General features: G+C 63.1%; 16 protein-coding genes. 13 read left to right on the top strand and 3 right to left on the bottom strand.

All coding sequences use genetic code 11. The features are described from left to right. Genes AB7F49_RS04600 through AB7F49_RS04555 form a run of 10 tightly spaced genes read left to right on the top strand, consistent with a single transcriptional unit; the run spans position 1 to position 9,404 of the window. Positions 1–459 (top strand): CoxG family protein, encoded by a 459-nt coding sequence (locus AB7F49_RS04600; RefSeq protein ID WP_428520646.1) that lies wholly within the window; start codon positions 1–3, stop codon positions 457–459. Next, positions 456–1,304, top strand: coding sequence for an FAD binding domain-containing protein (locus AB7F49_RS04595; RefSeq protein WP_428520645.1), 849 nt, complete (start codon positions 456–458; stop codon positions 1,302–1,304). The genes AB7F49_RS04600 and AB7F49_RS04595 overlap by 4 nt, the downstream gene beginning before the upstream one ends. Continuing rightward, positions 1,301–1,771, top strand: a complete 471-nt coding sequence (locus AB7F49_RS04590) for a (2Fe-2S)-binding protein (protein ID WP_428520644.1) — start codon at positions 1,301–1,303, stop codon at positions 1,769–1,771. The genes AB7F49_RS04595 and AB7F49_RS04590 overlap by 4 nt, the downstream gene beginning before the upstream one ends. Next, positions 1,768–4,089 (top strand): xanthine dehydrogenase family protein molybdopterin-binding subunit, encoded by a 2,322-nt coding sequence (locus AB7F49_RS04585; protein ID WP_428520643.1) that lies wholly within the window; start codon positions 1,768–1,770, stop codon positions 4,087–4,089. Before AB7F49_RS04590 ends, AB7F49_RS04585 begins: the two co-directional genes overlap by 4 nt. Beyond that, positions 4,079–4,915: an alpha/beta hydrolase gene (locus AB7F49_RS04580; RefSeq protein ID WP_428520642.1), complete on the top strand. Its 837-nt coding sequence runs from the start codon at positions 4,079–4,081 to the stop codon at positions 4,913–4,915. The genes AB7F49_RS04585 and AB7F49_RS04580 overlap by 11 nt, the downstream gene beginning before the upstream one ends. A 20-nt stretch (positions 4,916–4,935) precedes the next feature. Next, positions 4,936–6,132: an amino acid ABC transporter substrate-binding protein gene (locus tag AB7F49_RS04575; RefSeq protein WP_428520641.1), complete on the top strand. Its 1,197-nt coding sequence runs from the start codon at positions 4,936–4,938 to the stop codon at positions 6,130–6,132. Between the two features lie 32 nt (positions 6,133–6,164). Next, the gene (locus AB7F49_RS04570) at positions 6,165–7,067 is read left to right on the top strand and encodes a branched-chain amino acid ABC transporter permease (protein WP_428520640.1); all 903 of its coding nucleotides are present in this window, start codon (positions 6,165–6,167) and stop codon (positions 7,065–7,067) included. A 2-nt stretch (positions 7,068–7,069) separates the two neighbouring features. Further along, positions 7,070–7,966 carry a branched-chain amino acid ABC transporter permease gene (locus AB7F49_RS04565; RefSeq protein ID WP_428520639.1) on the top strand — a complete coding sequence of 299 codons (897 nt, stop codon included), beginning with the start codon at positions 7,070–7,072 and terminating at the stop codon, positions 7,964–7,966. Beyond that, positions 7,963–8,691 (top strand): ABC transporter ATP-binding protein, encoded by a 729-nt coding sequence (locus AB7F49_RS04560; protein ID WP_428520638.1) that lies wholly within the window; start codon positions 7,963–7,965, stop codon positions 8,689–8,691. Before AB7F49_RS04565 ends, AB7F49_RS04560 begins: the two co-directional genes overlap by 4 nt. Beyond that, positions 8,688–9,404 carry an ABC transporter ATP-binding protein gene (locus AB7F49_RS04555; protein ID WP_428520637.1) on the top strand — a complete coding sequence of 239 codons (717 nt, stop codon included), beginning with the start codon at positions 8,688–8,690 and terminating at the stop codon, positions 9,402–9,404. Before AB7F49_RS04560 ends, AB7F49_RS04555 begins: the two co-directional genes overlap by 4 nt. A gap of 89 nt (positions 9,405–9,493) precedes the next feature. On the opposite strand, the gene AB7F49_RS04550 is transcribed toward AB7F49_RS04555, so the two are convergent. From AB7F49_RS04550 to AB7F49_RS04540, 3 genes are read right to left on the bottom strand one after another with little or no spacing between them, the layout of a single operon-like run. Continuing rightward, the gene (locus AB7F49_RS04550; RefSeq protein WP_428520636.1) at positions 9,494–11,314 is read right to left on the bottom strand and encodes a CocE/NonD family hydrolase; all 1,821 of its coding nucleotides are present in this window, start codon (positions 11,312–11,314) and stop codon (positions 9,494–9,496) included. Then, positions 11,311–13,446, bottom strand: coding sequence for a hydantoinase B/oxoprolinase family protein (locus AB7F49_RS04545; protein ID WP_428520635.1), 2,136 nt, complete (start codon positions 13,444–13,446; stop codon positions 11,311–11,313). The genes AB7F49_RS04550 and AB7F49_RS04545 overlap by 4 nt, the downstream gene beginning before the upstream one ends. Then, a complete protein-coding gene (locus AB7F49_RS04540; protein ID WP_428520634.1) occupies positions 13,443–15,533 on the bottom strand; it encodes a hydantoinase/oxoprolinase family protein in 2,091 nt (696 codons plus the stop codon). Before AB7F49_RS04540 ends, AB7F49_RS04545 begins: the two co-directional genes overlap by 4 nt. Positions 15,534–15,703: 170 nt before the next feature. On the opposite strand from AB7F49_RS04540, the gene AB7F49_RS04535 reads away from it, so the two are divergent. From AB7F49_RS04535 to AB7F49_RS04525, 3 genes are all read left to right on the top strand, one after another. After that, positions 15,704–16,348 carry a TetR/AcrR family transcriptional regulator gene (locus AB7F49_RS04535; RefSeq protein WP_428520633.1) on the top strand — a complete coding sequence of 215 codons (645 nt, stop codon included), beginning with the start codon at positions 15,704–15,706 and terminating at the stop codon, positions 16,346–16,348. 71 nt (positions 16,349–16,419) lie between these two features. After that, positions 16,420–17,349 carry an ABC transporter substrate-binding protein gene (locus AB7F49_RS04530; protein WP_428520632.1) on the top strand — a complete coding sequence of 310 codons (930 nt, stop codon included), beginning with the start codon at positions 16,420–16,422 and terminating at the stop codon, positions 17,347–17,349. A 106-nt stretch (positions 17,350–17,455) separates the two neighbouring features. Next, positions 17,456–18,265, top strand: coding sequence for a glutathione S-transferase family protein (locus tag AB7F49_RS04525; RefSeq protein WP_428520631.1), 810 nt, complete (start codon positions 17,456–17,458; stop codon positions 18,263–18,265). Positions 18,266–18,267 lie beyond the last annotated feature (2 nt).

Here is an 18,267-nt window from a genome sequence, read left to right as displayed (position 1 = left end):
ATGACGCTCGATGGCACCTTCGCCGTGGCCGCGCCCCGCGAAAGAGTCTGGAGATCGCTGCGCGATCCCGCGATCGTCGCGGCCTGCGTGCCCGGCTGCAGCGGTGTCGAGGTGGTTTCGCCGAACGCCTATCGCGCGACGATTGCGGTCTCTCTCGGGCCCATCTCCGCAACCTTCGATCTCGCCATCGATATCATGGACGAAACGCCGCCGGAAAAGATTTCCATGCGGACGCGAGGCGCGGAAGGTGGCCGTGCCAGCATGCTCAGCGCGGTCAGTGTCGTGACGCTGCAAGAGGCCGGCAATGCCCGGACCGAAGTGCACTACACATCGAATGTCTCGCTGACCGGCCGCTTCGGAAAGTTCGGACTGGGGGTGTTCCGGAAGAAAGCCGATCAGCTGGCAAACGATTTCAGCAAGCGGTTTGCGGACTCCCTGCAGACGGCGGAGGCATCGTGAGGGGGGGCGTCATCCATCATCCGCAGCGCATCGAGGAGGCGCTGGCGTTGCTGGCAGCGGAGCCCGAGGCGATGCCGATCGCCGGCGGAGCGTCGCTGGTCGCGATGATGAATGCTGGCCTCGTCAGCGCCCCGGCGCTGATCAGCCTGAAAGCGATTCCGGAGGCGGGGTTCCAGGTGCTGGCCGATGGCGGACTGCGCATCGGTGCGATGACGCGGCATTATCAGAGCGCGGAGTCCGAACATCTCGGCGGCACGAGAGCGTGCCTGCGCGACGCCGCCGGCTCCATCGGCAACATGCCGGTGCGTAACATGGGCACGATCGGTGGCTCGGTTTCGCTCTCCGATCCGGGCGCGGATTATCCCGCGGCGTTGGCCGCGCTGCGGGCGGAAATCGAACTGCGCCGTGTCGGACGGACTCGCACCGTTCCTGCCCGCGCATTCTTCACCGACTGGTATGCGACCGCCCGTGAACCGGATGAGCTTGTCACCGGCATATTGCTGCCGGCGCCGCATGCCGGCGCAGGGCTTTATCGCAAGCTGGCCCGCGTTTCCGGAGATTTCGCGATCGTGTCGGTTGCGGTCTGCATCAGCGAGGCGGGCGCCGTATCGGTTGCGATCGGCGGCGCCGGGCCGGGACCGGTGTTCAGCGAGGATGTCGATGCCGCCCTGTCCGGCGGCTTTGCGCACGACGGTGCGGTAGCCGCCGCGGGAGAACGCCTCGCGGAGCTCGCTGATCCGGTCGATGACATGCGAGCGACCGCGGAATACCGGCGCATGGTAATTCCGCGCCTTCTTGTCCAGGCCATGCGCGAATTGCGGTCGGGGCGGGAGGCGCTGCAATGAGCGCGACCTGCGAGCTGCGCGTCAATGATTCAACTCACCGGTTGACCGTCGAACTCGCCGACACGGTGCTTTCGGTGCTGCGCGATCGGCTCAACCTGACCGGTGCAAAGCGCGGCTGCAATCAGGGGGTCTGCGGCGCCTGCACCGTTCTGGTCGATGAGCAGCCGATGCGGTCGTGCCTGCTGCTCGCGGCAAATTGTGCGGGACAGGCGGTGACGACGATCGAGGGGCTGTCGCAGGACAGGATCGGACAAGCCTTGCAGAGCGCCTTTGTCGAAGCTGGCGCGATCCAGTGCGGCTTCTGCATTCCTGGAACCCTGATCAGCGCGCGTGCGGTGCTGAAGCGGGATCCGCATGCGGGCATCGACGATATCCGCAGGGCCATGTCGGGCAATATCTGCCGCTGCTCGGGCTATCGCAAGATCATCGAGGCCATTGCAAGGGCCGGTGCGGAGCTTGCGTCATGAACGCGCAGGCGTGGTCGGTCGGACGCAGGCTGCCGCGGTTCGAGGCGATGGAGAAGGCCGCCGGTCGCGCCCATTACATCGCCGACATCTCGGTGCCGGGCATGCTGCATGCAGCCGTCCTGCAAAGTCCGCATGCACACGCGATTGTGCGCCGCTACGATGTGACCGCGGCGCTTTCGGCGCCCGGCGTGCACGCCATCGTAACCGGTGATGATTGTCCCGACGGGCTGATGGGGGCGCTCATCAAGGATGAGCACGCCATCGCAAAGGCCAAGGTCCGCTATGTCGGAGAGCCGGTCGCCGCGGTGGCGGCCGATACGGAGGAGCAGGCGCGTGCAGCCGCGCTTCTCATCGACGTCGAATACGACGAACTGCCGGCGGTGCTGAGCCCTGAGGAGGCGCTTGCACCGGGAGCGCCACTGGTCCACGAGAACGTCGCGGCATATGTCAAGGTTTTCGATGCCGGAAGCCATGGCAATGTTTGCTCCCGCAGTTCCTATCAGGAAGGCGATGTCGAGGCAGCCTGGTCGCTATGCGACGTGATCGTCGAGGAGACATTTCAGACCCAGGCGCAAGCGCATCTCTCGATCGAGCCGTGCGGCGCGCTCGCCGACATTGATCCCTCGGGGCGAATTACACTCTGGTCGGCCAATCAGTCCGTGTTTCGCGTGCAGGCGAATGTCTGCGAAAGCTTGCTGTTGCCGATGTCGAAACTGCGCTGCCTGACGCCACGCGTCGGTGGTGGCTTCGGCAACAAGATGGAAGCGCATATTCAGCCGATCGTGGTGATGCTCGCGCAGAAGGCGAGGCGGCCGGTACGCCTGATTCTGACGCGTGCCGAAGACTTCGAGATGGTGCGGGTCGGCCATCCCTTCTCATTTCGCATGAAGACCGGTGCGAGCCGCGACGGGCAACTGATTGCCCGCGAGGTCGAAGCCACGCTCGATGGCGGCGCCTTCGCCGACGACAGTCCGGGTGTCCTGGCCTTCAGCTTGCGCACCTCGACCGGCCCCTATCGCTACCTCGCAGCCAGGGCGTCCGGCGTGGTCGCGTACACCAACAAGCTCCGCTCCGGTGCGTTTCGTGGATTTGGACAGCCGCAGATGCAGTTCGGCGGGGAGCAGCAAATCGACGAGATTGCGGGCCGGCTCGGGATTGATCCTTTGGAGTTCCGCAGACGAAACGCACTCCAGCCGGGGGAATGCTGGTTCGGCGGTCAGGAAGTCGCCTCGAACGGCTTGTCCGAATGTTTCGCGAGGGTCGAGGAAGCCAGCGGCTGGCGGGAGCGTGCCGGTCTCAAGGCCCGTCCTGGCAAGCGGCGCGGTCTCGGGCTTGCCGCGTCCGCCCATATCTCGGCGCTGCTCTCGACCGGAGCAATTGTGCGCATGCTGGAAGATGGATCGATCGTGCTCAACACCGGTGCGACCGATATCGGGCAGGGATCGGACACCGTGCTTGCGCAGATTTGCGCGGAGGCGCTGAAGGTTGATCCGCAGAATATCGTCGTGGCGTCGCCGGATACCGATGGCTCGCCCTACAACTGGGGCACCACGGCGAGCCGGGTGACCTACACGACCGGACGATCCGTGGTCGGTGCGGCCGATGAAGTGATCCGGCAAGCCAAGGAACATGCCAGCCAGATACTGGAATGCGCGATCGACGATCTCGAACTGCGCAAGGGCGGCCGTATCGGGGTGAAGGGCGCGCCGGGCATGGAAGTCACGTTCCGGCAGATCGGACTGCGCTCCCATTGGGGAACGGGCGGGCCGATCATCGGCAGCCATAGCTGGGTGTTCAATCAGGTGACCGTCGATCCCAAGCGCGCCATCGCGACCGGCAACGCCGCACGATCCGGTGTGTTCAGCTTCGGCGCGATCGCGGTCGATGTCGAAGTCGATGAAGCCTCCGGCAAAATCGAGGTCCTGCGTGCCTGGTCGGCGGTCGATGTCGGACGCGCGATCAACCCTGCCGCGTGTGAAGGCCAGATCGAGGGGGCCTTCGTTCAGGGCATGGGCTTCGCGCTGGTGGAAGAGGTGGTCTGGGACGGTGGCCGCGTGAGCAATCCATCGATGATGGATTACAAGGTGCCGACCAGTGCCGACACACCCTTCGATATCCACGCCTTGATCGTCGAGGCCGAGGAGCCCGGCGGGCCCTTTGGCGCAAAGGGGGCCGGCGAGATCGGAATGAATGGCGTCGCCGCCGCCATCGCAAACGCCGTCGCCGCAGCGACCGGTTGCCGCATCAGCCAGCTGCCATTGACGCCCGAGCGTGTGCTGCGCGCGACGCTGCCAGCGGAGTCCGCCCATGCGATTTGAAGACTACCCACCCCAGGAGCCGAGCGCACCCGCCGCGGCCGCCTATCGCAGCGCCTGCATCGAGCGCTCGTTCGGCGTGCCCTTTGTGGAACGGAGCTTCGGTCCCGATCCCCATCAGAGCATTGCAATCTATCCCGCCGCGAAAAAGGGCGGTCCGCTTTTCGCCTTCGTGCATGGCGGCGGCTGGACCGCCGGCTACAAGGAGACGATGGCGTTCATGGCGCCGGAATTCTGCAAGGCCGGGATCACCTTTGCTAGCCTTGGGTACCGGCTTGCGCCGCAATTCCTCTTCCCCGCCGGCGTCGAGGATTGTGCCGATGCGCTGAAGTTTCTGTCCGACGCGGCCGACGAATTCGGCTACGACAGGGACCGTATTTTTGCCGGCGGACATTCCGCCGGCGGACATTATGCAGCTTTGCTCGCGGTGCGCGATGACTGGCAGGGCGCACGCGGATTGCCGGTCGACGTCATCAAGGGCTGCCTTCCGATTTCGGGAGTCTACCGTTTCGGAGAGGGCTCGGGCCTCTCGGCGCGTCCGCGGTTTCTCGGCAATGAAGGTTCGGGGACCGATCAGGCCGCTAGCCCGATCCTGCACATCCGGCGCACCCCGCCCTTTCTGATCGCTTATGGCGACAAGGATTTTCCGCATCTGCGGGTTCAGGCGCAAGAGATGGCGGCCGCGCTCGCCGCGGCCGGCGGCGAAGTCGAGACCATTCTGATGCCGGAGCGGGATCACTTCACGGCAAGCCTCGCTGGCGGTGAAGCGGACGGACCCTGGGTGCGCGACGCGCTGCGGTTCATCACACGTTTTTCGACACGATCGTAGTTGGGTAGCAGGAGGGATTCATGTTGCACAGACGAAGAGTGACGCTGGCCTTGGCTATGGGAATCACGGGCGCCCTGTCGATCGCGGGAGGCGGCGCCGTCGCGCAGGAGCCGCCGCCTGTGCGGATCGGCTTTGCGATCGCGAAAACCGGCCTGTTCGCGGCGGCGACGCCGGCACAGCTCAACGCCTATCACTTCTGGCGCGATCAGGTGAACGAGAAGGGCGGCCTGAATGTCGGAGGCGTCAAGCGCAAGATCGAGTTCGTCGAATACGACGACCAGTCCAATACCGCGAACTCGGTCAAGATCTACGAGAAGCTGATTACCGACGACAAGGTTGATCTGCTGCTGTCGCCGTGGGGCACACCGAGCCATTTCGCGATCGTACCGGTGCTGGAGCGCTATGGCTTTCCGGTGATCGGGAGCACGGCGTCGTCGGTGCATATTCGCGAACTCAAGGTCAAGAATATGTGGTTCGTGTCGCCATCGGTCCACGACAAGCTTGCGTTGCAGCTCACCGAGATGGCGAAAAGCCAGAATGTAAAGAATGCCGCGATCATCGGCAGCATCCTGCCGCAGGGCAAGGAGATCAAACGGTTCCTCGTGCCGGCGCTCGAAGCGGCTGGCATCAAGATCGTGGTGAGCGAGGAATATCCGCCGGACATCAAGGACATGACGGCCCTGCTCAGCCGCGTCAAGGCGGCCAAGCCGGAAGGCGTATTTGTGCTGTCGTATCCCTCCGATTCGATTCTCTACACCAGGCAGGCAAAGGAGATGGGAATCGCGGCTCCGTTTCAGTGGCTTGCAATCGGCCCGACCATCCCGGCCTATCGCAAGATCTTTGGCTCGTCCGCGAATGGCATCCTGAGCATGGGGCATTGGTCGCCCGCGCAGGCGAAGTGGCCGCGTGCCAAGCCGTTCTATGATGCCTATGTGGCTCGCTTCAAGGAGGAGCCGGACTATCTCGACACCGTGCTCGCCTATATGAGCGTCGAAGTGCTCGAACAGGCCGTGGCCGAAGCGGGTCTCGACAAGACAAAATTGCGCGACGTCGTCAACAGCAAGACCTTTGACACCATCAACGGTCCGGTGAAATTCAACGGCGTCGAAAACACGACCACGCCGGTCGCGTTTCTGCAGATCCAGGATCAGAAATTCCAGATCGTGTGGCCGGCTTCGATCGCAACGGCGAAGATCGAGCCCAAGACGGGCTGGTAGATAACATGCGCTACTGGATCGGCTGACGCATCATGGCGAGCTTTCTCGAAGTCCTGACGTCCGGGCAGCTTCTTCTGGCCGCTCTGATCACGGGAACCATCTATGCGACGGTCGGACTTGGCTTGAATCTCGTTTACGGCACCATGCGTCTGCTCAACGTGGCGCATGGTGAATTCCTCATGCTTGGTGCCTATGTCGCGTTCTGGGCTTTCACGCTATGGGGCATCTCGCCGTTCCTGTCCGCGATCGTCGCGGGAATATTGACGGCGCTGATGGCGGTCGCCTTGTATTTCGTTCTGCTGAGATGGTGTCTGCAGAACCCGCGCATGCGCAAGCGGATTGAGCCGAACTCATTGCTGATCTTTGTCGGAGTTTCCGTGATCCTGCAGAATGTTGCGGCACTCGCTTTCACCGGGACGCCCCGCGGCTACCAATATCTCAGCGGTGTCCTGAGCTTCGGCAATATCTCGATCAGTGCGAACCGGCTCGGTGCATTCGTTTTCTGCGTCGCAATCTGCATCGCAACGCTGGTGTTTCTGCGCCTCTCGATCGCCGGCCTCGCGGTCAAGGCGCTGATCCAGCGAAAGGAAGCTGCGGCGATTGTCGGGGTCAACGTGACGCGACTGGAATTTTTCAGTCTATGCGCCGGCTTTGCGACCGCAGGCATCGTCGGCGCGCTGGTCAGCATGACCGATCAGATCACCCCGTTCATGGGCTTTCCGTTCACCATCGCGGCTTTCATCGTCATCATCATGGGCGGGCTTGGCAATCTTACCGGGGGCATTTTTGCCGGGCTGCTGCTGGGCTTCATCGAGACCTACGGCGTCGCATTGACCTCCGCTTCCTGGTCATCAATCCTGCTGTATGGCGTCTTCCTGCTGGCGCTGATCGTGCGGCCGGAAGGGATTCTCACTGCGCGGCAGGCGGCGCGCTGAACATGACAACGCCATTCCTATTTGTCCTTGGACTGATCGGTTTCGGTTTGGTGCCGATGACGGGGCAGGACTATCTGATCGGGATCGGCTTTACCCTGCTGACCTGGATTGCGCTCACGCAGAGCTGGACCATCCTGTCGGGGTTCGCCGGCTACATCTCGCTTGGCCATGTGGTGTTCTTCGGCATCGGCGGTTATTTCGTCGTCCTGACCTGGGAGACGCTGCCGATCTGGCTGTCGCTGCCGCTGGCGAGCCTGATCACCTTCTCCTTCGCGGTTGTCATCAGTGTCCCGGTCTTGCGTGTGCGCGGTCCGTATTTCGTGATCCTGACCTTCGGCCTTGCGGAGTTTGTCAAATATGTCGTGATGGCGGTCGAGGCTCATCTCGGCCAGTTCGGACGGCTGCTGCTCGGGGTCCCGGATCTCACGAGCCTCTACTGGCTGACGCTGTTTCTGGCCGCGACCGCGACGCTGCTGACGTTTTTCATTCGCGACAGCCGCTTCGGGCAGGGATTGATCGCCATTCGCGAGGACGAAGAGGCCGCGCAGGCGATCGGGATACCGGTAACGCGCTACAAGACGCTGGCCTATGGGCTGTCCGCCGCCATTCCCGGTGCGATCGGCGGTCTGATGGCGTTGCGGACCAGCTATTTCGAGCCGCAGCAGGTCTTCGACCCGGTTGTTTCCTTCACCATCCTGACCATGTGCATCATCGGCGGCAGCGACAATGCCCGCGGACCGATTCTCGGCGCCGCCTTCCTGACGCTGCTGTCCGAGTTGCTATGGGCCAAGGCACCGCAGCTTTATCTCATCCTGCTCGGGCTGCTGCTGGTCACCTTCGTCGTGATCCTGCCGAACGGCATCTACGGTCTGTTCCGGAGAAGGACCGTGCAGCCATGAGCGGACTTCTGGAGGTCTCCAATCTCGGACGGAATTTCGGCGGGGTGCGGGCGTTGCATGACGTCGACCTCATCGTCAGTCCCGGCGAAGTGGTCGGTATCATGGGTGCGAATGGTGCCGGCAAGACCACCTTGTTCGCGTTGATTGCCGGCAACCTGCAGCCGAGCGCCGGCGAAATCCGGCTCGATGGCAGCTCCATTGTCGGTCTTTCGCCTGACAGGATATGCCGCCGCGGCGTTGGCCGCACCTTCCAGACCGCGCGGCCGTTTTCCGATTTGACGGTCAGCGAGAACGTCATCACCGCCGCACGTTTCGGCACCCGGCGGCTCGAAGCCCGGGCCGCATCGCAGCGCGCTTCGCAACTCCTCGAGATTGTCGGGCTTGGTGCGCGAGGCGACCAGCTGGCCGGCGATCTGACGCTGTCCGGTCAGAAGCGTCTGGAAGTGGCGCGGGCGGTTGCGACCGGCGCGCGGCTGCTTCTGTTGGATGAGGTGATGGCCGGACTGACGCCGGCCGAGGTCTCTCAGATGCTGGACGTGGTGCAGACCCTGAAGCAGGAGAATGCCCTGACGGTGCTGATCATCGAGCATGTCATGCGGGCTCTGATGCGCATTTCGGATCGCATTCTCGTCCTGCACCATGGAGAGCGGATCGCGTTGAATGTCCCCGCGGAGATCGCCAAGGACCAGCGCGTCCTCGACTGCTATCTGGGTTCGCAGTCATGAGCGCAATTCTGGAAGTGTCGCATCTGCAGGCCGGCTATGGCGCCGTTCAGGTGGTGCACGACGTATCCTTTCGCGTCGAAAAGGGATCGGTGACCGCGCTGATCGGCGGAAACGGTGCCGGCAAGACCACCATCATGAAGGCGCTGGCCGGCAGTCTCAGGCAAAATGCCGGGACCGTGACCTTCAAGTCGCAGGACATCAGCGATCTGGCGCCGCATGATCGTGTGGATCGTGGACTTGCACTGGTGCCCGAAGGGCGGATGATTTTCTCGCACATGACCGTCGAGGAAAATCTGCGGATCGGCGCCATCGTTCCCCGGGCGCGGCACCGCAGCCAGCAGCGGCGCGAGGACATTTACGGCCTGTTTCCGCGCCTGCGGGAACGGCGCACGCAGAACGGCGGTACTCTGTCCGGCGGGGAACAGCAGATGCTGGCGCTCGGCCGCGGATTGATGTCGATGCCGGATCTGCTGCTGCTCGATGAGCCGACGCTTGGGCTTGCTCCCATGATGGCGGAAACCCTGTTCGCGTCGATTGCGAAGCTGCAGGAGGCGGGCGTGACCATTCTGATCGCCGAGCAGGATACGGCGCGCACGCTCGCGCTCGCTGAGGCCGCGTATGTGATCGAGAACGGCAGAGTCGCGTTTGACGGCACAGGTGCGGAACTGCTGGACGATCCGCGCGTGCGCGAGGCGTATCTGGGTATCTCCTGACGCAACGAGGCGGGCGTCGTCGCCGGTTCTCAATGGCCGCTGAAGACGAGCTCTCTTCGGCCAGCGCCGCTTCCACCGTTGCGATGGAGTCACGGCGTCCGCGGATGCCCGTCCGTGGTGATCACAGGCAGGATGAGGTGCGATGGGCGCGCCTCGTCGTGATGAATTTTGTGCAGTACGGTGCGGCTCGAACAGATGTGGTAGGGGATATATTCGACATTGGTGGCTCCGCCGACGCCGGTCGGTACGTCGAGGCTCGTGATATCGAGACAGATGCGATGGCCTGCCTTGAACAGGTTGGCGGTCGCCATCAATTCGATCGCATATTCCGTTACTTCGCCTGGGACGACAGGCTTTTTCGCCGCGCGCGTCAGCTTGTGCCAGGGCTTCCAGGGCTTGGAACGCTTCGGATCGAGTTCGCGCATCGATGCCTTCAGCCAGCCACGCGTGATTTCCCGCTCCGGCAGGTCTCGCGGGATGCCGCGCTCACCCTCGCGGGCGGTTCGCACCGAGACATCCGGCCCGACATCGCTTAGCACGACGATCCAGTTGGTGTCGTCCTGATCGATTGCAGCGAACAGGTTCAGCACGATCGGCCCGGCAATCAGCGTGTCCTGCGGCAGCGGCTCGCTCATGTAGCGCAGGCGTTGCACCTCGTTCGTCTGCGTGATCGGCATCTGCACGAAGGCGTCGGGTGCCGAGCGTCCGTCACTGCTCGACGGCAGGAAGGGTTCCGGCCGCAGCCGTCCCCAGCTCGACAGATAAAGTTTGGTCCATTGCGTTTCCGGGAGCGGCCAATCCTGGCCTGAGCGCCAGGCATTCTCGCCCATCACCCAGTATTTGACCGGCGGCTCGTCCATGATGCCGGTGTCGATGCCCTTCAGCCAGTGGTCGTACCACCGAAGAATTTCCTGATGGAGGGACCGGAAGGGCCGCTCGAGATGCGAAGGCCCGCCGAACGCGATCTTCTTCGGCACGTCGATATTTCGGAACCAGTTCTGCGCGCCGTTGAGATGCGTCTTGTAGCCATAGGCGTACCAGCCGGAACCGGTATAGGCGGGGATGTTGATCTTCTTGAAATCCGCCTCGGCCTTCTCGACGATCTCCTCCTTGTCGTAGGGATGGATCAGGAAGTCGAAGATCGCCGGCAAATGCTGACCCTTCTGGGTCAGGATGTTGTAGACATGCGGATAAATCTTGAAATCCGGATTGGCCATGGCCTCGCGCCACAGCGCCTCGCGCTCCGGCGGCAGATCGCCGGGCTGGCCCTTGTTCTGATGTGCGACCAGATTGATCGACAGCAGGTAGCGGAAGAGATGCAAGACGCCGCCGTGATATTCCTCGCGGAAGCTGCCAAGCGTGCCATAGGCGCCGCGCGGGTCGAACGGAAAGATCGCCTTCAGCGCCGGCGGCTGCTGCTTGGCGACATTGAATTGTTCGGCGCCGAAACCGGAAATGCCGATCATGCCGACATTGCCGTCACACCACGGCTGCTTCGCGATCCATTCGATCAGGTCGTAGCTGTCGAATTCGCGCGATCCCCCGCCTTCCGACTTGCCGATGCCGCGCGGCGCACCGATGACATGGACATAGCCGCGCGAGGTGAGGAAACGCGTGTCGCCGGCCTCGAGCCAGCCGGTCCACAGCGCCGACCATGACGGTTGCGGCGTCAGCGCATCGGCGATGTCCGGCCCCTGCAGATCCTTGTTGTAGATCGCGAAGGCGAGCAGGGCGGGCAGCTTCTCCTTGGTGTCGGGACGGTAGACATCGATTGACAGATGCACGCCGTCGCGCATCTTCACCTTGATGTCGCGCTCCTCGACGAACCCCTCGAATTGCGGCGGCCGGTCGTATTGCGTCGGCAATTCGTCGCCGGCCGCGGTCAGGAACGGGTTCGCCACCTTGCTCATGCCGCAAGCCTCGGCAACGAGGCGAGGTCGAGCAGCAGGTCGTCGACCGGCTTTTCGCCCTTGCGATGGAAGTCGACGGCGAGCTGTGCGCCGCTCGCCGGACAATAATGCACGGTGCAGCACAGGTCTTCGTGCAGGTCGATGCGGTAGCGCTCCGGCAGCGTGTCGAAGGTGACCGACGTTGCGCCCTCGCGCCAGGCGGTGCTGTCGGTCGCCAGGATATAGCCCGCGCGGCTCGTGACATGGGCGCCGCGCTCGTCCTGAACGACGAAAAGATTTTCGCTCAGCGATGCGATCGGCTTGGCCGCGCTTTTCTTTGCGGGGTCGGTGTCGAAATGACCGACGCGGCTTTTGCGTATGGATTCACGCTGGCGTTCGGTCGCTCCGTTATCGACAATGCCGTCGCTCACGACAACGCCATAGATTTCCCGAGCCGTGTCTGCCGAAACCGCCCCGGAGATCACGTCGCGTGCGACTGCCTCGGCCTCGCGCTCCAGCGGATCGCCCCAGCCGCCGCCGCCCTGCCAGATCACCGAAAACACGTCGCGATTGGTCACCGGCATCAGGCCGGGTTTCGGTCCGAAGCGCTCCCATTTGCCGCTGTCGTTCGGCAGGCCGCCGTCGATCGCGCCCCAGCCCATCGACTGCACCACGGTCGATCCCGGCCAGCCGCCGGCAAGGCCCGCGGTATTCGGCGACTCCGCGCCATGCGTCATCACCAGCGCCATCGCCTTCTCGATCCCGCCGAGCGTCAGCGCCACTTCCGCGCTCAATCCACCTCTGTGCTTGCCTGCGCCCCCGGTATCCGACACCAGCCGCCGATGCAGGTAGAACAGCGGCACCGCCTGCTCGTTGCGCTCCACATCGGCGATGCAGGAGACCGGCGAAGTGATCGGCCCGCCGGCCTCGACGCCGTCCTTCGTGGCGAAGGCGCCGGAGCCCGCCGCCAGCGGATCCATCAGATGCAGCCCGAACGGCTCGCCGTATTGATTGACGCCGCCGAGATTGAAGGTCGCCATGCAGCCATCGCTGATGCATTGCGCGCGATGGCGATATTTCGGCGAGGTCGCGAGCAGCTTGTTGAGCGCGGCCATCACCGCATTGCTGACCGACCAGATGGTTTCAACCGTGGCTGAACCCACGGGAGCCGGAAACTGAGCGGTGCAGATCAGCCCGTCCGGCGCAACGATTTCCACCGGATCGAGCAGGCCCTGGTTCCACTGGATATCGAAGCCCAGCGTGGTGAGAACGCCGCCGGCGCAGCCGCCGACCAGCCCCGAGCGGGTCGCGTTGATGAAGCCCGGCGCCTGCTTGCTGGAGCCCGAAAAATCGAGCGTCAGCCTGTCGCCGTTCTTGGTCGCCTTGCAGTCGATCTTGTAGAGAACGTTCTGATGACCGTCATGCTCGATGAAGTCGGCCGCATGCACGACGCCGTCCGGCAATTCGCGCAACCGGGCACGCAGCCGCGATTCAGACGAGGCGATCATCCGGCGCATCACTTCGGTTACGGTCTTCGCGCCGTAGCGCTCGACCAGTTCGCTGACGCGGCGGTTCGCGACATTCACGGTCGCGATGAAGGCACGGATGTCGAGCCCGAGCTGATCGGGCAGGCGCGACGCGGTGACGATCATCTCCAGCACGTCCTCGCGCATCTCGCCCCGGTCGACGAGCTTCACGCAGGGAATGCGGATGCCCTCCTGCCAGACTTCTTTGGCCTTCGGACACCAGCTCGCGAAATCCATGCCGCCGACATCGGTCTCGTGCGCCTCGACGCCGGCCCAGGCGATGATCTCGTCGCCGGCATAGATCGGGCCGATCATCTGCACGTCGTTCTGGTGCAGCGCACCGATATAGGGGTCGTTGCCGATGAAGATGTCGCCGTCTGCCACCTTGAGCCGCGGTCTGCCAATGATGTGGCGGATCACCTGGCCGCAAACCGGCGCCTGGAAGGAGACCTGGAAGCCCATCGATACTACGGCGCCGTCGGGAAGGAAGATGCCGGTGAAGAAATCGGATGCTTCAGTCACGGTCGGCGAGCCCGAGACAGCCTGCAGCGCGATCCGCATTTCGTCGGAAATTGCGACCAGCCGGTTGCGGATCACCTCGAAGGTGACGGCGTTCATCTCGCTCATGATGCGAGCCTCACATGGATGTTGCCGAAGCGGTCGGCCCGGGCGGTGGCGCCGGGCGGCACCACCACGCTCTGGCCGGGAAATTCGATGATGGCGGGTCCTTCGGCGCTCTCTCCCTCGTTCGGGAACGAGGTGCGATAGATCGCGGTATCGACCGCTTGCTTGGCGTCACGGAAGACGACAGGGCGCGTGCCGCGCGGCTCGAAGCGTTCGCCTTTGGTGGCGAGCGCGGGCGGGGGCAGGGACCCGGTGCCCATCGCGCGCACGGAGATCAACTCGTAGCCGGCATTCGAGAACGCGGCGCCGCGGCCGAACAGCGCCTCGTATTGCTTCTCGAAGGTGGCGGTGACGCCATAGAAGGTTTCCATGGTGAACCTCTCACCGGTGAACGGTATGTCGAGATGATTCGTTTGCCCGCGGAACTTGATCGCGATGAAGGTCTCGATGCCGATGTCGCCTTTCGGTCCTGCCAGCGCGAGATTGGTCCTCACCTCGTCGACGGCCGAATTCAGTGCCGCGGTCACATGCGCAAGCTGCGCGTCGACCGGCACGGCTCCCGGCGAAATGCGCGCGTAGGACGGACGCTCGGCGGTGAAGCCGAGATCGGAATTGCCTGTGCCATAGGCCGATTCGGCGGTCGCCGCAGCCGGGACGATAAAGCCCTCGAGCCCGAGTTCCTCGCCCAGAACCCACGCGTGCGAGGGTCCCGCGCCGCCATTGGCGAGCAAGGTGAAGTCGCGCGGATCGTAGCCGCGCTCGATGGTCATGCGGCGCAGGAGATCGGCCATGCGGCTGTCGAGTATCTGGCGGATCGCCCACGCCGCTTCCGTCACGCTTATGCCGAGCGGCTTTGCGACATGCTCCTCGATGGCGCGCCTCGCGGCATCGACATCGAGCGTCATGCGGCCGCCGATGAAATTGTCCGGATCGAGGACGCCGAGCACGAGATCGGCGTCCGTCGCGGTCGGCCGCGTGCCGCCGCGGCCATAACAAGCGGGGCCGGGATTTGCGCCGGCGCTGCGCGGCCCGACCCGCAACTCGCCGAACTCGACATAGGCGATCGAGCCGCCGCCGGCGCCGATCGATTCCACATCGATCGAATGCACGCGGATGTCGGCGCCGGCGACCGAGATTTCCGAGCGCATGATCGGTTTGCCCGACACGATCACGCCGACATCGAAGCTGGTACCGCCGATATCCATGGTGACGATATTGTCGAAGCCGGCCTGTGCGCCGGTCGCGCGCGAGCCCATCACGCCGCCGGCCGGACCGGAAAACAGCGCGAAGGCCGGGCGGTCGTTCAGCACCGCAGTTGGCAGCACGCCGCCGGCACAGGTCATCATCAGCACGGGCACCTTCATGCCGGCGTCGTGCAATTTCGCTTCCAGACTCGACAGATAGCGTCCGGCAAGGGGACCAAGTGCGGCATTGCCGGCCGTTGTCGACATGCGCGCATATTCGCCCACGCCGGGCGAAATCTCGTGCGACACGCTGATGAACACGCCTGGCAATTCCTCGACGACCATCTCGCGCAGCCGCTTCTCATGCACCGGATTGTGGGTTGCCCACAATGTGCAGATCGCGACCGCCTCGATGCCACGATCCTTCAGCTTGCGGATCTCGGTGCGCGCCTGCGCCTCGTCGAGTGGCTTGATCACATTGCCTTTCACATCGATGCGTTCGTCGATCTCGAATACGAGATCGCGAGGGACCAGCGGCGGTACGCGGTTGCGCAGATAGGCGTCGGTGCGCTCCAACTCGTTCATGCCGGAGGTCTGGCGCTTGAGGCGGCCGATCACCAGCGTGTCGCCGAAGCCCCGTGTGGTCACGATCGCCGTTCGGGCTGCATTTCCGGTGAGAAGCGCATTCAGCCCGACGGTGGTGCCGTGGCCGAACCGTTCGATCTTCGCGCAGAATTGCTCGAAGCTCAGTCCATATGCCTCGGCGGCAAGCCCGATCGCGTCGATGACGCCACCCAGAATGTCGTTCGTCGTCGGCGATTTGAACACCCGGGTCTCGCCGTCGTCGGCCGATATCCAAAGATCGGTGAAGGTGCCTCCAACGTCCGTTCCGATGAAGAAACCCAATGTCTGCTCCCTAACCCGCATTTTTGCTGCGGTGCCGAACTGTTTTGGTCTTGCGATCACGGCCCGGCTGCAAACCGCATCTGCGACCATGATCACTCTTGCATTCGAGTTGAACAACTGTACAAATCGTTTGTCAACGGGTCGACAGGATCAGCATCTTGCGAAACAGCGTGAACACCAGCACAGCCATACTCGACGCGGCGGAAAATCTGTTCGCGGCTGCAAGCTTCGATATTGTGAGCATGCGCGACGTCGCTGCGAAGGCGCGGGTGCCGCTCGGGTTGATCAACTACCATTTCGAAAGCAAGGAAAAGCTGTTCGAGGCCATCATCGCGCGTCGGTCGGATGAACTGAACGCGCGGCGGCGCACGGCTTTTGCAGGTCTGACGGGGCGTCCCGACGTCCGGCAGGTCATCGATGTGTTCCTGCGGCCCTATCTTGAATTGATGCTGCAAGGCGGGCCGGGCTGGCGCGCTTACGGCCGCCTTCTCGCGCAGACCGGTCAGCAGCAGCGCTGGACGCGGCTGATCACACGGCATTTCAAGGAGACCCAGGACCTGATCCTGGGAGCGCTGGAGAGCGCCGAACCACGTCTATCGAAAGAGGCAGTGGCGCGCGGCTATGTGCACATGGTCTCGGTGATGTTCGGCATCTTTGCCGCCAACGACCTGCTCGGCGTGATTTCGCGGCGCGCCTATTCCAGCCGCGATCTGGAACGCGCCTACGATTTTGCACTTCCCTTTCTGGCCGGCGCCTTTGAGGCGCTGGCGACGTCTTGCGCCCGCGATGCGGATCGCGGTCAGGTGGTCGCATGAGGTAACGGACTTAGGAACGACAAGCCGGATGCGGGAAGCAAACCCGCACCAACACCAAACAGGAGGATCGCATGAAGAGATATGCCGTACTCGCCATGGCCGGATTGCTGGCGTCTTTCGCCGCCGGACCTGTCCATGCACAAAAGAAAATCACCTTCGGCCATCAGCAGGTATTCGACCTCGCGCCTGTCCTGCTCGCGCAGGAAAAGGGCTTCTTTGCCAAGCACGGACTGGAAGTGGTGTTGAAGCCGATCCCGATCAATTCGCAGAACCCGGCCGCACTTGAAAGCGGCGAAGTTGACATCGCCATGCCGACGGCATCGGTCCTGCTGCAGGCGGTGAATGGGGGGCTCGATATCGTGGCGGTGGCCGGATACAGCGAGACGATCAAGACCGACAGCAATTTTGGAATCGTCGTGCGGCCGGATTCCGGCATCAAGGCTCCCGCCGACTTTGTCGGCAAGAAAGTCGGTGTGCCCGGCCTGAACGCCTTCCTGCATGTGATGTTCCGTGAATGGCTCACGATGAAGGGCGTCGACTGGAAGAAGGTCGAGTTCGTCGAGACGGTATTCCCCCAGATGGAGGGCATCCTGAAAGCGGGATCCGTCGATGCCGTGATCGCAATCCAGCCCTTCATGGCGCGCATCATCGGAAGCAAGACCGGCGAACTCCTGTCGAACTTCATCCGAGACATGCCGGAGGGGATGAGCATTACGGTATTTGCGAGCAAAAAGGCCTGGGCCGACAAGAATCAGGATGTGATCAAGGCCTATCGTGCGGCCTTCGAGGAGGGAGCGGCCTATGCGCATGCCCATCCCGACGAAGCGCGCGCCACTGTTGCGAAGTTTCTGAAGCTGCCTCCACCCGCCGTCGCTGCGGTCAGCATTCCGAAATTTAATACCAAGCTCACCGAGAACAATCTCGCGTCATGGGTGAAGATAATGAAGTCGCAGGGAATGCTGCGGGGCGATCTCAGCGTCAAGAATATCATCGTCCCGTGACTTGTTGCCGGGCAATTGCGCTGCGTCAGGTGCCGGGCGTCATTCAGGATGTCCGGCCATCGCCACGGGACCTTGCGCCCGGTTGACAAGCGGGGAAGGGACTCAGATGAGCAAGCAAGACACCCAAGCTCCGCGAACCGGTCCACAGGACGGTTCGCGGAGCGAACAGCTCGACCGGCCCGACCGTGATATCATTCTCTACCATTTTCCGATTTCGACCTGCTCGCAGAAGGTGCGTCTGGCGCTTGCCGAAAAGAAACTCGGTTACGAAAGCCGCATCGTTGACCTGCTCGCGGGGGAGCAAACCAGCGAAGCCTATCTCGCGGTGAATCCGAATGGCGTCGTCCCGACACTGGTTCACGATGGCCATGTCGTTGTCGATTCATCGGTGATCTGTGAATATCTCGATGACGTATTTCCGAATCCGCCGCTTGGCCCTGCGTCGTCAATCGAACGTGCGCGGATGCGCGCGTGGATGCGCTACCTGGAAGAAGTTCCAACCGTTGCGATTCGCGCTCCATCGCTCAACAAACTGCTGTCGAATGGTCGCCTTTTTTCGGATGCGCGGCCCGGCGGCGACGCTTTCGCCGAGCGCACCGGCAAGATGCCGTTGCGAAAACACTTCTATCGCGAGATGGGTCCGGACGGATTTCGCGCGGCGATGGTCGAGGCGTCGCTTGACAGCTTGCGTTCGACGCTGGAGCGCGCCGAACGTGCGCTTGACGGGTCGCCGTATCTCATCGGCGCGTTCAGTATGGCGGACATTCTGCTGCTGCCGACCGTCGTGCGCATGGAAGATCTGAAGATCGATGGATTGTGGCACGACTTGCCGAACGTTGCGAATTGGTACGCGCGCTGCAAGGCCCGTCCATCCTTCGATGTGGCGTATTTTTCCGGGTGTCGCCTGCCGAACTAGAA

The sequence above is a fragment of the Pseudorhodoplanes sp. genome (assembly GCF_050250235.1).
Taxonomy (GTDB): Bacteria; Pseudomonadota; Alphaproteobacteria; order Rhizobiales; family Xanthobacteraceae; genus Pseudorhodoplanes.
The sequence above is the reverse complement of the archived record's forward strand: the minus strand, read 5'-3'. Positions and strand labels throughout refer to the sequence as shown.